16 protein-coding genes are annotated in these 13,350 nt (G+C 68.3%); 6 read left to right on the top strand and 10 right to left on the bottom strand.

The genetic code is table 11. The features are described from left to right. Positions 1–8 precede the first annotated feature (8 nt). Positions 9–1,343 (top strand): serine hydrolase domain-containing protein, encoded by a 1,335-nt coding sequence (locus ACFWFP_RS23980; RefSeq protein WP_379298515.1) that lies wholly within the window; start codon positions 9–11, stop codon positions 1,341–1,343. A 61-nt stretch (positions 1,344–1,404) separates the two neighbouring features. Here ACFWFP_RS23980 and ACFWFP_RS23975 read toward each other — a convergent pair whose 3' ends face one another. Both ACFWFP_RS23975 and ACFWFP_RS23970 read right to left on the bottom strand, forming a co-directional pair. Continuing rightward, positions 1,405–2,082, bottom strand: coding sequence for a hypothetical protein (locus ACFWFP_RS23975; protein WP_379298513.1), 678 nt, complete (start codon positions 2,080–2,082; stop codon positions 1,405–1,407). An 80-nt stretch (positions 2,083–2,162) separates the two neighbouring features. Then, complete coding sequence (locus ACFWFP_RS23970) at positions 2,163–3,173, bottom strand: aldo/keto reductase (RefSeq protein ID WP_379298511.1); 1,011 nt, start codon at positions 3,171–3,173, stop codon at positions 2,163–2,165. A 100-nt stretch (positions 3,174–3,273) separates the two neighbouring features. Here ACFWFP_RS23970 and ACFWFP_RS23965 point away from each other — a divergent pair, with 100 nt between their 5' ends. Next, complete coding sequence (locus ACFWFP_RS23965; protein WP_379298509.1) at positions 3,274–4,119, top strand: helix-turn-helix transcriptional regulator; 846 nt, start codon at positions 3,274–3,276, stop codon at positions 4,117–4,119. Position 4,120: 1 nt separating this feature from the next. On the opposite strand, the gene ACFWFP_RS23960 is transcribed toward ACFWFP_RS23965, so the two are convergent. Both ACFWFP_RS23960 and ACFWFP_RS23955 read right to left on the bottom strand, forming a co-directional pair. Continuing rightward, positions 4,121–4,762: a hypothetical protein gene (locus ACFWFP_RS23960; RefSeq protein WP_379298507.1), complete on the bottom strand. Its 642-nt coding sequence runs from the start codon at positions 4,760–4,762 to the stop codon at positions 4,121–4,123. A 111-nt stretch (positions 4,763–4,873) separates the two neighbouring features. Next, the gene (locus tag ACFWFP_RS23955) at positions 4,874–6,130 is read right to left on the bottom strand and encodes an FAD-dependent oxidoreductase (protein ID WP_379298505.1); all 1,257 of its coding nucleotides are present in this window, start codon (positions 6,128–6,130) and stop codon (positions 4,874–4,876) included. 124 nt (positions 6,131–6,254) lie between these two features. On the opposite strand from ACFWFP_RS23955, the gene ACFWFP_RS23950 reads away from it, so the two are divergent. Beyond that, positions 6,255–6,587 carry an ArsR/SmtB family transcription factor gene (locus ACFWFP_RS23950; RefSeq protein ID WP_379298504.1) on the top strand — a complete coding sequence of 111 codons (333 nt, stop codon included), beginning with the start codon at positions 6,255–6,257 and terminating at the stop codon, positions 6,585–6,587. Next, positions 6,584–7,057 (top strand): SRPBCC family protein, encoded by a 474-nt coding sequence (locus ACFWFP_RS23945; protein ID WP_379298502.1) that lies wholly within the window; start codon positions 6,584–6,586, stop codon positions 7,055–7,057. Before ACFWFP_RS23950 ends, ACFWFP_RS23945 begins: the two co-directional genes overlap by 4 nt. 64 nt (positions 7,058–7,121) lie before the next feature. Here the strand turns inward: ACFWFP_RS23945 and ACFWFP_RS23940 are convergent, their stop codons facing one another. From ACFWFP_RS23940 to ACFWFP_RS23920, 5 genes are all read right to left on the bottom strand, one after another. Continuing rightward, complete coding sequence (locus tag ACFWFP_RS23940) at positions 7,122–8,102, bottom strand: pirin family protein (RefSeq protein ID WP_379298897.1); 981 nt, start codon at positions 8,100–8,102, stop codon at positions 7,122–7,124. Between the two features lie 5 nt (positions 8,103–8,107). After that, entirely contained in the window at positions 8,108–8,422 is a 315-nt protein-coding gene (locus ACFWFP_RS23935; protein WP_379298500.1) for a GNAT family N-acetyltransferase, read from the bottom strand. Between the two features lie 130 nt (positions 8,423–8,552). Further along, the gene (locus tag ACFWFP_RS23930) at positions 8,553–9,569 is read right to left on the bottom strand and encodes an aldo/keto reductase (RefSeq protein WP_379298498.1); all 1,017 of its coding nucleotides are present in this window, start codon (positions 9,567–9,569) and stop codon (positions 8,553–8,555) included. Continuing rightward, positions 9,566–10,030, bottom strand: coding sequence for a MerR family transcriptional regulator (locus ACFWFP_RS23925; protein WP_379298496.1), 465 nt, complete (start codon positions 10,028–10,030; stop codon positions 9,566–9,568). The genes ACFWFP_RS23930 and ACFWFP_RS23925 overlap by 4 nt, the downstream gene beginning before the upstream one ends. A gap of 87 nt (positions 10,031–10,117) precedes the next feature. Then, on the bottom strand, positions 10,118–10,486 hold the full coding sequence (locus tag ACFWFP_RS23920) for a VOC family protein (RefSeq protein ID WP_378634314.1): 369 nt from the start codon (positions 10,484–10,486) through the stop codon (positions 10,118–10,120). A gap of 48 nt (positions 10,487–10,534) precedes the next feature. On the opposite strand from ACFWFP_RS23920, the gene ACFWFP_RS23915 reads away from it, so the two are divergent. Beyond that, positions 10,535–10,738 (top strand): hypothetical protein, encoded by a 204-nt coding sequence (locus tag ACFWFP_RS23915; RefSeq protein WP_062988972.1) that lies wholly within the window; start codon positions 10,535–10,537, stop codon positions 10,736–10,738. Between the two features lie 16 nt (positions 10,739–10,754). Here the strand turns inward: ACFWFP_RS23915 and ACFWFP_RS23910 are convergent, their stop codons facing one another. Further along, a complete protein-coding gene (locus ACFWFP_RS23910; protein ID WP_379298494.1) occupies positions 10,755–11,246 on the bottom strand; it encodes a SixA phosphatase family protein in 492 nt (163 codons plus the stop codon). A gap of 155 nt (positions 11,247–11,401) precedes the next feature. On the opposite strand from ACFWFP_RS23910, the gene ACFWFP_RS23905 reads away from it, so the two are divergent. Next, positions 11,402–13,069: an FAD-dependent oxidoreductase gene (locus tag ACFWFP_RS23905; RefSeq protein ID WP_379298492.1), complete on the top strand. Its 1,668-nt coding sequence runs from the start codon at positions 11,402–11,404 to the stop codon at positions 13,067–13,069. Positions 13,070–13,350: the final 281 nt, after the last annotated feature.

The raw sequence follows: 13,350 nt of genomic DNA, 5'->3' as shown, positions 1-13,350 counted from the left end.
GAAGAACCATGTCCGAGCTCGCCCAGTTCATCACCGCTACCGCCACCGAATTCGGTATCCCCGGCCTGGCTGTCGGTGTTTTCGCCGACGGTCACGAGATCTTCGCGACGCACGGCGTCACCGGCGTCGACAACCCGCTTCCCGTCACCCCCGACACCCTGTTCGCCGCCGGCTCCATCACCAAGCCGGTGACCGCGACCGCGCTGATGCGGCTGGTCGCCGAGGGCAGAATCGACCTGGACGCGACTGTTCAGCAGTATGTTCCGGAATTCACGGCATCGACCGACATCACCGTCGGGGCTCTGCTCAACCACACCTCGGGCCTGGACTGGAACCTGCTCGTCGACACCGGCGAGGGTGACGACGCGCTCGCCGAGTTCGCCCGCCTGCTGAGCGATCTCCCGCCGATCGGCAAGCCAGGCGAACGCTCCTCCTACAGCCAGGCCGGGTTCAACCTCCTCGGCCGGGTCATCGAAACTGTCACCGGACAGAGCTTCGAGAGCGCGGTCCATGACCTCGTGCTCGCGCCGGTGGGTATGCACAACAGCGTCTTTCAGCTCTCCGATGTCATGACTCGCCGCTTCGCGATCGGTCACGAGCTCGGCGCCGACCACACCGTGAGCGTCGTCCAGCCGTGGAAGGGCAACCGCGCCAACAATCCCGGTGGTGGCCTGGCCACCACGGTCGCCGATCAGGTGCGGTGGATGCGGGTGCATCTGGGGAGCGACGATGTGTTGCCGACCGACCTGCTCGCCCGCATGCAGGAGCCGACCGTGCGGTTGCGGGCCAGTTCACTCGGCGACGCGATCGGCCTGTGCTGGTTCGTCCGCGACATCGACGGTGTCCGCACCATCGGCCACGGCGGTTCGGGCTTCGGGCAATTCGCCGAACTGCTTCTCGTCCCCGAACGCGACTTCGCGGTGGTCGTGATGGCCAACGCCGGTCCCGATGGCATCGCGTGCAACCAGCGCATCGTCCGCTGGGTCCTCGCGCACTACCTCGGCATCGACGATGTCGACCCGGCACCGCTGCCCTTCGACGCCGAGACTGCCGCGGAACTGGTCGGCAGCTACGAGATCGACGCGATGACCTTCGACGTCACCGCGACCTCGTCGAGCCTGGTCCTCGAGGTCAGGATCAAGCCGGAGCTGCGCGCGGCGGCCGGCCAGGATCTCCCGCCCGACCACGCGCCGTTCGACTTCGGCCTGCTGCCCGGTGGTGGTGACGAATACATCGTCACCTCAGGGGCTTTCGTCGGTCAGCGCGGATACTTCAGCCGTGACGAGGGCGGTGCAGTGATCGGAGTGGACCTGGCTGGACGGTTGTTCACGCGCGTCGGCTAGGGCCAGTCAGGTGGACCGCCGGGTTTCGATGCCCGGCGGTTCGGCCGTGCCCGAAGGGTGGCTACCGGACCTTCGGACACTTCTTGCCGGCCAGATGGCACTTGTCCTCGAATCCCGCGGGCAGCCAGGTGCCGGTCTTCAACAGCGGGTGGTGCGGGAAGTGCCGCAGGGCAGCGGTGACGAAAAGCAAAGCTGCCCACGGGGTTTGGACCTGGATCTGCTGTAATTTGCCGTCCCGGTCGGGGAAACGGCAGCCGACGCGATCCGGGGCGGTGAGGTCGATGGACTCGAGTGCGGACCAGTACAGCGAGAACGACCGGTCGGGGTTGGTGAGGTGCAGCCGCCGGTCCGAGATCATCACCGACCCCGGCCGTTCCGCCACCCAGCGCGGTTGCGCGGCGGCCGTCTGTGTGCGCCGGGTCCGGTTCACGACGGCATTGCCCAACTGCGCGGCCGCGACGATCGGGGCCGGACCCGCGACGGGGCCCCGGCTCCGAGTCGCCGTGCCGTCGCCGGTCGCCCGCCACGTGTACCAGTTGACGGCTCCCTCGGCGAGGCCGACCTCGCCGGGCTCGATCCGCACCCGCGTCGCCGTGTGCGGGATCAGCCCCACCTCACCGCGCGCCAGTAGATCGGCCACCCCGCAGGTGTACAGCAGGTAGTCGTCGAACCACGTCCACCCGGCCTGTTCGGCCAGGGCGCGTTCGATATCGGCCAGCGGGTCGAACACCACTCTCATCACCACCCACCCGTGCGGACTTACTGGTGTCAACGGTAGCGGAGACCGGGGACAACGCACGGCGGGTGGCCCGGCGACAGTCAGCGTTCGCTGTCGAGCATCGCCATCTGCTCGGCCGCGTACCGCTCGCCCGCGACGGCGTCGGCCGGTGCCGCCGCCTCGATCACGGCCAGCTCGTCCGGCGTGAGCGAGATCGCGAGCGCGCCGAGCGCCTCGTCGAGGCGGGTCCGGCTGCGCGCACCGATGACCGGCACGATGTCCTCGCCACGGCTGAGCGCCCAGGCGATCGCCAGCTGCGCGACCGAAACCTGTTTCGTGGCGGCGATATCGGCCAATGCCTCGACCAAGCGCAGGTTCCGGGTGAGGTTTTCGCCCTGGAATCGCGGGCTGTGGGCGCGGAAGTCGCCTGCCGGCGCGGGCCCGCCGTTGCGGAAGGTATCGCTGAGCAGCCCTCGCGAGAGCACGCCGTAGGCGGTGATTCCCGTGCCGAGTTGCCTCGCGACCGGGAGGATTTCCTTCTCGATGCCGCGCGAGAGGAGCGAGTACTCGATCTGGAGGTCGGCGATCGGATGCACGGCGGCCGCACGCCGCAACGTGTCGGCGCCGACCTCGGAGAGCCCGATATGCCGCACGTATCCCGCCTCGACGAGTTCGCCGATCGCGCCGACGGTGTCCTCGATCGGTACCGCGGGATCCAGGCGCGCGGGCCGGTAGACGTCGATGTGGTCGACGCCGAGCCGAGTCAGTGTGTAGGTGAGGAAGTTGCGGAGAGCGGCCGGACGCCCGTCGAAGCCGCCCCACGTTCCGCCCGGCCCGCGCAGCGCACCGAACTTCACGCTGAGCAGCACGTCCTCGCGAGCGCGTTCGGCGATGGCCTTGCCGATCAGCATCTCGTTGTGGCCCGCGCCGTAGAAGTCGCCGGTGTCGATGAGGTTGATGCCCGCGTCGATGGCGGCGTGGACGGTCGCGATCGATTCACGGTCGTCGGAGGCGCCGTACATCCCGGACATGCCCATGGCGCCGAGGCCGATGCGGCTGACCCGGGGTCCGGTGTCGCCGAGAACGACAGTGGGGATCTGAGAGTTCATCATGCTTCGAGCCTGCGCCGCGAGCCCCGGACACGGCAGAGATCGTTCATCGGGGGATCGCCGGTCCCTGGCCGGCCGCCGCCGTGACGCGCACCATGGAGACATGGACCGATCCGAGCTGGCCGACTTCCTGCGCCGTCACCGGGACCTGCTCACCCCCGCCGACGTGGGTCTGCCGCCCGGCGTGCGCCGGCGCACCCCCGGTCTGCGCCGCGACGAGGTGGCTCTGCTCACCGGCATGTCGACCGACTACTACACCCGTCTCGAACAGGCGCGTGGTCCACGCCCGTCCACTCAGGTCCTCGCCGCGCTGGCTCGCGCGCTGCGCCTGAGTGCCGACGAGCGCGACCACCTGTTCCATCTGTGTGGCCACCCGTCGCCGGACCGTGGACTGCGCGACAAGCACGTCGGCCCCGGGCTGCTGCACATGCTGGACAAACTCGACGACGTCCCCGCCGCCGTGATCACCGACCTCGGCGAGGTCCTCGTGCAGAACCGGATGCACAGCCTGCTGGCCGGGGACCACAGCACCCGCAGCGGCCTCGATCGCTTCTATTCCTGGCGCTGGTTCACCGACCCGTCGGCCAGAACGCTGTTCCCCGAATCGGATTGGTCCCGCATGAGCCGCAGCCATGTGGCCGATCTGCGTGCTACCGCGGCACGTCGCGCCGACGATGCCGAAGTCACCGGCTTCATCAGCGAGTTACGCCGCAACAGTGCGGAATTCGAAGACCTGTGGAACGAACACGAAGTCGCCGTGCGGATCTCCGACATCAAGCAGTTCCTGCACCCGGAAATCGGCCTGATCGATACGATCTGCGAAACCCTGCTCACTCCGAACGCGGCCCAGCGACTGCTGGTCTATCTGCCGCGTCCCGGCACCGACGCGGCGGAGAAGATGGCGCTGCTGCGCGTGATCGGCACCCAGCTCCTCAGTCCAGCACCGTGATTCAGGGCGCTCCGGTGACGTAGGCCAGCGCGGTGTCGATCGCGGGCTGACCACCTGCCAGCGCGTACCCGGCGAGCGCGCCGATCGCCGCGCCCGCCACGGTGGCGACCGGGACGGTGATGAAGTCCAGGATGAACAGGCCGAGCGGGAAGCCCAGAACGAAACCGATGGCCGCTCCGATGGCGGCGCCTTCGATGATCTTCGGTTGCAGGCGCTGGGTTTCGGCGAAGAAGCGTTCCTGTGCGCTGATGTCGCGCACCGGCGTGGCGGATTCGGTGATCGGGGTGAGGGTCAGGCTGGTGCCTTGCTCGTCGATCGACGGCGTGAGCGGGACCGCGTGCGCGCCGACGCGCACGACCATCGGCAGCGCCGCGAGTACCGCACCCGATTCGTCGGTGACCGCGACGACTTTCGCGTCGTGGACGAGCTGGAACCGCCCCGCGTCGATGGTGGTGACCACCGCGCGCCGGTCATCGGTCGCGCTCACCTCGTAGTTCACGCCCTTGTCGATGCCGCGCAGCGACGGCGCCGCGACCGGCTGTTCGGCGACCGCCGGGGTGGGCTCGGCGTGCCCGTTCCCGGCTGCCGCCACGATGACCCCCATCGCGAGCAGTGCCGCCCCGACCCCAGTGCCGATCCTCATCCCGCAAGCCTCCCGCTGCTTCACCCGGGACCGATTCGTCCCGTTCGTCGCGGCAAACCTAGCCGGTGCGGCCCGGTTCGGAAAGTCGGCGGTCGACACGGCCGGGACAGATCAGCGCCGCGCGTTCGACGGTGCGGCGCCGGTCTGTGGACGTCGCGCGAACTCCGGCGCGTGCTCGGGACGCAGCCCGATGCCGCCGAGGTAGGCGGTGATTCCGGCGAGCGCGGGCACGGCGTCGACGACACGCAGCGGCAGCGGCGCGGTGTGCAGGGTTCCCCGCAGCGCGGGCGCGATGAGCATGTCGTGTTCGCCGCGCTGGGATCGCTGCGTGAAGCTCGCGGGCAGCATCCGCCTGCGCTGCACCTTTTCCAGGTGGGCGGTCTGCACGGTGCCGTCGAGCAGCGGCTGGGCCAGGATGCGCGCGGCCGCGACGGCGTCCTGCACCGCGAGGTTGACGCCCACTCCACCGACCGGTGACATCGTGTGCGCGGCATCGCCGATGCACAGCAGGCCGGGGACGTACCACCGGTCGAGCATGCCCACCGTCACCTCGAGCAGCTTGACGTCGTCCCAGGTCCGGATCGCCGCTGTCGCCTCGGCGGACCAGCCGAAGAGCTCGGTGACGCGATCGCGCAGCCATCGCACGTCGTGCGCGGCGCGAAGCTCTGCGTCGCAGCCCTTGTCGATGATGTAGCCGGTCTGGTAGTAGTCGCCGCGGTCGATGGCCACCGCGGAGTTGCCGCTGGTGAAGCGTGCCTGCACGGCACCGCCGTCGGTGTCGTCGTCGGCTTTCGGGATGCGGAAGAACCACATGTCCATCGGCACGTCCTCCATGCGCTGACGCAGGCCCGCGGCCTCGCGCGCCACGGAATCGCGTCCGTCGCAGGCGATCACGAGATCGGCGCGCAGGAGGTGTTCGGCACCGTCGGCATCGCGATAGCGCACGCCTGCCACCCCGCCCGCTTCGTCGATCAGTCCGGTCACGGTCGAGCGCATCCGCAGTGTGAAGGTCGGTTCCTCGGCCGCGGCGGTGGTGAGCAGGTCGAGGAAGTCCCATTGCGGCACCATGGCGATGTGGCGGTACTTGCCGGGAATCCGGGTGAGATCGGCGGCGACCACCATGCGGTCGCCCGCGTACATGCACATCCGGGTGAGCTCGGCGCGGGGCAGTCCGGCGAACTCGGCGCCCAGTCCCAGTTCGTCGATCAGCCGCACCGTCGACGGGTGCACCGTGTCGCCGCGGAAATCTCGCAGGAAGTCGGCGTGTTTTTCCAGCACGGTCACGTCGACGCCTGCTCTGGCGAGCAGCAGGCCTGCCATCGTGCCCGCAGGGCCACCGCCGACGATGCAACAGGTGGTCTTGTCCATGAGTGTTCCCCCTCGATGATTCCCGCCAAGTGCTACGACAAAGCGTAGTAGTAAATCCAACGGCCCGTCCAGGGTTTTCCGAAAGGGGTTGACCAGATGACGGCGCCGCGCAATACTGAACTAGATGGTTCAGTATGACTTCCTAGACGCCTCGTTCGGGGCGCTCGCGGACCCCACACGGCGGGGCATCCTCGAGCAGCTCGGGCGTGGGCCCGCGAGTATCACCGAGTTGGCCGACCGATTCGGGATGACCTTGACCGGCATCAAGAAGCACATCGGTCTGCTCGAGGATGCGGGCATGGTGGTCACCGAGAAGCGTGGGCGGGTGCGGTACTGCCGGATCTGCGAGCACGTCTTCGATCGTGAGGTGGCCTGGATGCAGGGTTATCGGCAGATGCTCGAAGCCCGGATGGACCGTCTCGGTGAATTCCTGCAACGAACGGAGCCAGAGCAATGAGCACAACCACCAACGACGCCGTCATCACCTCCACCTCGGACCGCGAAGTCCACATCGAACGCGATTTCGCCGCGCCACTGGACCGGGTATGGGACGCCTACAGCCGCATCGAGCAGCTCTCGCGCTGGTGGGGTCGCGGCCATGTGGTCGACGTCGAGCGCTGGGAGTTCCGCAAGGGCGGGCACTGGCGTTTCGTCGAACACGACGGCGACGAGTCCTACGGTTTCGAAGGCCGCTTCCGCGAGATCACCCCGAAGGAACGCATCGTGCAATCCTTCGAGTGGGACGGCATGCCCGCCCACATCAGCATCGACTCGACCACCTTCACCGATCTCGGCGACGGCCGCACCAGGGTCGTCACCGACAGCATCTTCCACACGGCCGAGGAATGCGCCGGCATGCTCGACTCGGGCATGGAGGTCGGCCTCAACGACAGCTACCGCGCCCTCGACGCCCTGCTGGCCGGCTGAACGGGCGAACCCGATGCGGCACCGGGGAGCGCCGCATCGGGTTCCCGCGTGGTCTGATCCCGGCTCAGAGGTGAGTGCAGCCGGTCGCTCGCTTGCGCGGCTTCAAACGCAACGGTGGCAGGGGCGGGGCGGGTATCCGCTCGTCGGGGGAATGGCCGACGACGGTGGGAAAGCGACTGGTATCACGGGCTTCCCACGCCGCACGGGCATCGACGATCTCCTCGTGACTGCGTGCCACGAAGTTCCACCACATCACCAGTTCCTCGGCGAAGGGTTCGCCACCGACCAGCGCGAAATGCGCGCCGTCGGAGCTGAACACGCGCAGTTCGGCGCGGTCGGTGCCCAGATACAGCAGCGGCCCCGGGGTGAGTTCGGTGCCGTCGATCGTCACCGTGCCCTCGATCACCAGCACGGCGTGCTCGAACGCGCGATCCAGCGGGAGCACCACCTCGGCGTCGGGATCGAGCACGATGTCGGCCCCGACGATCGGTGTGTAGGACTTCGCGGGTGAGCTGACACCACCCAGCGCGCCGATCAGCACGGTGGCGCGCAGTCCCGGCGCCGCGTAGGCCGGCAGTTCGCGATGCTGCTCGAAATGCGGGTCGATGCCGGTGGCGGTGCCGGGCAGCGCGATCCACAACTGGAGGCCGTGGCCCGCTTCGGCGCCGGGCACGCCGAACTCCGAATGCGCGATGCCGCGACCGGAGGTCATCAGGTTCAGCTGCCCCGGCTCGATCTCGACGTCGGAGCCCACCGAATCGCGATGCCGGATGCGGCCGTCGAGCGGCCAGGTCACCGTCTGCAAGCCGATGTGGGGGTGCGGCAGGATGTCGGGGGAGGCGCCGGCCTCGGTCGCGGCGGCCGAACCGAACCGGTCGAGGAAACACCACGCACCGACGGTCGGCAGATCCCGTTGCGGCAGTGTGCGTTCCACGTACACCCCGCGCACCCCGCCGAGCGGGACCTCCCTAGCCGGATACAACTCGGCGATCGGACCCGGACGCGGCGACGGCTCACACAGCGCCTCGTCCGGGTCGACCTCCATGTCGCTCACGGCAGGATGCCCTTGCCCACCACATGCGCGTCGTACTCGGGGTGCTTGTCCAGCCAGCCACGGATGAACGGGCAGTGCGCGGTGATGGTGCGACCGCGCGCGATCACGTCCTCGACGGCCTGGCGGGCGAGTACCCCGCCGAGCCCTTTGCCCGCGAACGCGTCGTCGATCTCGGTGTGGATGAAATCGGTGTCGTTGTCGCGCTCGATGTATTCGGCGAAGCCGGCGAGTTCATCGTCGAAGAACACGTCGTAGCGATTCTTCTCGGCATTGCGCACGACGCGGCGCTGTGACTCTGCTGTCTCGGTCATCGGCAAACGCTCCTTCCGCACCGACGGCGGTGCGCTGAGGGTCGGCGCATCGTTGCGTCGACCGTGACGGTAAACAGAACCATTCGTAGGCCGCAGCCTATTCCGCGCGATCGCCGGTCGTCGCGGGACGCTATTCGCGTCCTGCCGAGGTGAACGTCATATCCGCGTACCGGCTGCCTGCCACCTGTGCGGCGATCGGCTCCAGTGCCGCGAGTTCGTCCGCGGACAGGCGTACCGATGCCGCGGCGACGTTCTCGGCCAGTCTGGTCCGCTTGCGGGTGCCGGGAATCGGCACCACGGACAGGTTGTGCGCCTCCGCCCTCGCGTGTACCCACGCCAGTGCGACCTGGGCCTGGGTGATGTCGTGGGCGGCGGCGATCGCGGCCAGCGGCGCGAGCAATGCGGCGTTGTGCCGGGCGTTGTCGCCGGTGAAGCGGGGCTGGAACTTGCGGAAGTCCTTGTCGCTCAGCTCTGTTGCCGAGGTGAACGCGCCGGTGAGAAAACCGCGGCCCAGCGGCGAGTACGGAACGAACGCCACGCCCAGTGCGGCCGCGGCGGGCACCGCGGTGCGTTCCACGTCGCGGGAGAACAGCGACCACTCCGACTGCAACGCCGCGATCGGGTGCACCGCGTGCGCGGCCCGCAACTCGTCACCGGTCACCTCGGACAACCCGAGCGCCCGCACCTTGCCCGCCGCGACCAGTTCGGCCATGGCGGCGACGGTCTCCTCGATCGGGACCCGCGGGTCGCGCCGATGCATGTAGTACAGGTCGATCGTGTCGACGCCGAGCCTGCGCAGGCTGGCCTCGACCGACGCGTGGATGTAGGCGGGGGAGTTGTCGAAGCCGCGGAAGGACGGATCGTCGGCCTTGCGCACGATGCCGAATTTCGTGGCGATGAGCAGGTCTTCGCGGTTGGCGGCCACGAAATCGGCGAGGAATTCCTCGTTGTGGCCGGATCCGTACACATCGGCGGTGTCGAACAGGGTGACGCCGAGTTCGAGCGCGTGGTCCAGGGTGGCCCGCGATTCGGCCGCGTCAGTATCGCCGTAGAACTCGCTGATGCCCATGCAGCCGAACCCCTGGGTGCCGATCAGCGGTCCCCCGGCGCCCAGCGTCGTGGTCGGCAGTGTCGCGGTGGTGCTCATGTGTCGCTTCCTTCGCTCGTGTGCACGGTGATCGTGGCGGGCCGGACCACATCCGATCGGCCTTCGTAGACGGCGATCTTGTAGTCGAGAACGGCCACGGTCTGCTGCAGCTCCGCGATCTTGTCGAGCACGTCGGATCTGGTCTGCCGGAACATCTCCAGCCGAGCCGGGTAGGTCTGCTCGCCTGCCCGTACCAGTTCGGCGTAGCGGATCATGTCGGCCACCGGCATGCCGGTGAGCCGCAGCCGCGCGATCAGCGCCAGCCACTCCAGGTCGCGGTCGCTGAACCGGCGGTTGCCGGTGTGATCGCGACCGACGTAGCCCATCAGCCCGATCCGCTCGTACCAGCGCAGGGTGTCGCGGCTCAGGCCCGATCGATCGGCCGCCTGGCCGATCGAATACCTCGGGCGCTCGTGCTCGTCGTCGCCGCTCTCGGCGCGCAGCGCCGCGTCCTGATCCATCGTGCTCGCCCCTTCCGTGGAACTTCCTAGACGCTATCCACCTGGAGTGCACTCCAAGCAAGCCCTGTCATCACGGGACGAGCGATGTCAGCTGTAGTTCGGCAGCTCCTGGATGGCCCACTTGTTGCCGTCGGGGTCGGCGAAGAAGGTGAACCGCCCCCAGCCCATGTCCTCGACGGGGGTGGCCGCCACACCCGCGGCGATCAGCTGTTCATAGGCCTTGTCGGCGCTGGCCACGACCATCTGCATGCCCTCGACGCTGCCCGGCGCGGCACTGGTGAGCCCGCGCCCGATGCAGATCGAACATCCCGAGCCCGGCGGCGTGAGCTGCACGAATCGGATCTCCGGGGACGGTGTGTGGTCGTGATCGGCGTTGAAGCCGATGCTGGTGTAGAAATCCTTGGCCCGGTCGACATCGGTGACCGGGATGGCAACGAGTTCGATTTTCCAATCCATGTGGTCGAGCATGACACGGTGGTCCGACGGAAACGTAGTGTGGATCACATGGCTGGTAAGGACATCGACCGCGTCAGGGCCCGCTCGGCTTGGGAAACGGTCAAGGAGAGCCCGGTGATCACCGCGATCGCGGTGGCGCCGGTGGTACTCGTGCTCGGCGTGGTCTGGGCGCTGACGAACGGATTCGTCGCGTTCGTGCTCCTCGCGCTGCTGGGGGTGGGCATCGTCGTCGGCGGCAAGTTGCTCAAGTGAGCCGCACCGAGTGACGTCAGCGCGGCACGTGGAACTTCGTGAGTTCGCCCGTGCCGGGGCCCAGTTGTGCCCATGGCCGATCGAATTCGAGCACGGCCAGCGCCGAGGTGGGGAACTTGCGGCTGAGTTCGGTCGCCTGATCGGATTCGCGGTTGGCCGCCAGTTCCCACGCGGTCCAGGGAATCCCGGGCACATGGCCGACGATGAGCAGGGTCGAGATCGTGTCGTCGGTGAGCCCGATCAGTTCCATGAGGGTGTGCGGGTTCGCGTCGTAGATGTCGTCGGTGTACTCGACGGGCGCGGTGATGCCGGTGGCTTCGAGGGTCTGTCTGGTGCGCTCGGCGGTCGAGCAGCGCACCGCGTCGATCGGCGGCGCGGCGGCGCGCAACCAGTCACCGGCCAGTGCCGCTTCACGCTCGCCACGCGGTGCCAGCGGGCGCGCGTGGTCGTCGACGTTGTCGGGATAGGCCGATTTTCCGTGCCGCATCAGGATCAGGGTCGCCACCATGAGACCACCGTAATCCTGGGCAGGGGTGAGGTAGCAGTCACACTCGAGGCACACTGAAAGCTGCGTCACTATCGATGGGTTCGTGGTTTACCCGCCACGGGCCCTGATAGGGGGCGTCTCGAGCCACCGACCACACATTTCGAGGATCTGCACCTATGGCCTACGTCATCACGCAGCGTTGTTGCAACGACGCCAGCTGCGTCACCGAATGCCCGGTCGACTGCATCCGCCCGACTCCGGATCAACCGGAGTTCGCCACGGCGGAAATGTTGTACATCGACCCTGACACCTGCATCGACTGCGGTGCCTGCGTTGACGCATGTCCGGTGGACGCGATCTTCTCCGAGGACGACCTGCTCGCCTCGCTGTCCAGATACCGCGAGATCAACGCCGCCTACTTCCAGCGTCACCCGCTCGAGTCGAACTTCGACCCACTGAGCACGCCGACCCGCCCGCCCAAGAGCCTGGGCACGCTGCGCGTCGCGATCGTCGGCGCGGGCCCCGCGGCCTGCTACGCCGCCGACGAACTGCTGCGGCGCAGCGATGTCGAGGTCGAGATGTTCGACCGGCTGCCGACCCCGTGGGGCCTGGTACGCGCGGGCGTCGCCCCCGATCACGCGGGCACCAAGGGCGTCGCCGAGATGTTCGAGTCGGCCTTCCGCCGCGACACGCTGCAGTACTACCTCAATGTGGAGGTCGGTGAGCACATCGATCACCAGGAGCTCCTCGACCACCATCACGCGGTGATCTACGCCGTCGGTGCCTCGAGCGACCGCTCGCTCGACATCCCCGGCGAGGACCTGCCCGGCAGCCACTCGGCCACCGAGTTCGTGGCCTGGTACAACGGCCACCCAGACTTCGCCGAGCGTGAATTCGACCTGTCGGGTGAGCGCGCGGTGATCGTCGGCAACGGCAACGTGGCCCTCGATGTGGCGCGCGTGCTCACCGGCGACCCGGACGAGCTCGCCAAGACCGATATCGCCGACCACGCGCTGGACGCCCTGCGGCGCAGCAATATTCGCGAGGTCGTGGTCCTCGGACGCCGTGGTCCGCTGCAAGCCGCCTACAGCTCGCCGGAGTTCCTGGCGCTCACCCATCGCAACGGCGTCGACGTGATCGTCGACCCCGCCGATATCGAACTCGACCCGCACAGCCGCGCGCTGCTCGACGATCCGAACATCGAACCCTCGTTGCGCCTGAAGTACGAGCTCGCCACGGAGTATTCGACGGCGAAGGCCGACCCGGCGAACAAGCGGATCGTCTTCCGCTACCTCGCCGCGCCGACCGCGGTGCACGGCACCGACGCGGTCACCGCGATCGAGTTCGCGCACAACGAATTGACCGAGGAGAACGGGCAATTGGTGGCCACCGCCACCGACCGTACCGAGACCATCGAGACCGGCCTGGTGCTGCGCTCGATCGGCTACCGCGGCGAACCCGTCGCCGGCCTGCCCTTCGACGAGCGCCGAGGCACTGTGCCGAGCGAGCACGGCCGGGTCATCGACGCCACCGAGCCCGTCCCCGGCGTCTACGTCTCGGGCTGGATCAAGCGCGGCCCGCGCGGGGTGATCGGCTCCAACCGAATCGACGCCGAGGAGACCGTCGAAGCGGTGATCGCCGACTTCATGGCGGGCAAACTCACCGCGCCGACCGGCGACCGGGCCGCCCTGCGCGCCCTGCTCGCGCAGCGCCAGCCCGATCTGGTCGACCGCAAGGGCTGGAAGACCATCGACCAGGCCGAGAAGACCGCGGGCAAGTCGGCGGGCAGGCCGCGGGTCAAGTTCACCACCCGCGCCGACCTGCTCAAAGCAGCCAAGGGCTAGGTGCAGTGCTGACACGGGACCCGCGGCGCCGGGTTCCCGTGTCAGTCGCGCCACAGGAACGGCCGCAGGCCGGTTCTCGGCCGCCTTGATCTGGACTGAGTGGAGGGTGCGACGAAGGAGTGCCCGGAGGGAGGGAAGATCGAGGCTTCCGGGCCGAGAACCCGCGGCGCCGGGTGCCGTGCCAGCCGCGCCACAGGAACGGCCGCAGGCCGGTTCTCGGCCGCCTTGATCTGGACTGAGTGGAGGGTGCGACGAAGGAGTGCCCGGAGGGAGGGAAGATC

The sequence above is a fragment of the Nocardia sp. NPDC060249 genome (assembly GCF_042728755.1).
GTDB lineage: Bacteria > Actinomycetota > Actinomycetes > Mycobacteriales > Mycobacteriaceae > Nocardia.
The sequence above is the reverse complement of the archived record's forward strand: the minus strand, read 5'-3'. Positions and strand labels throughout refer to the sequence as shown.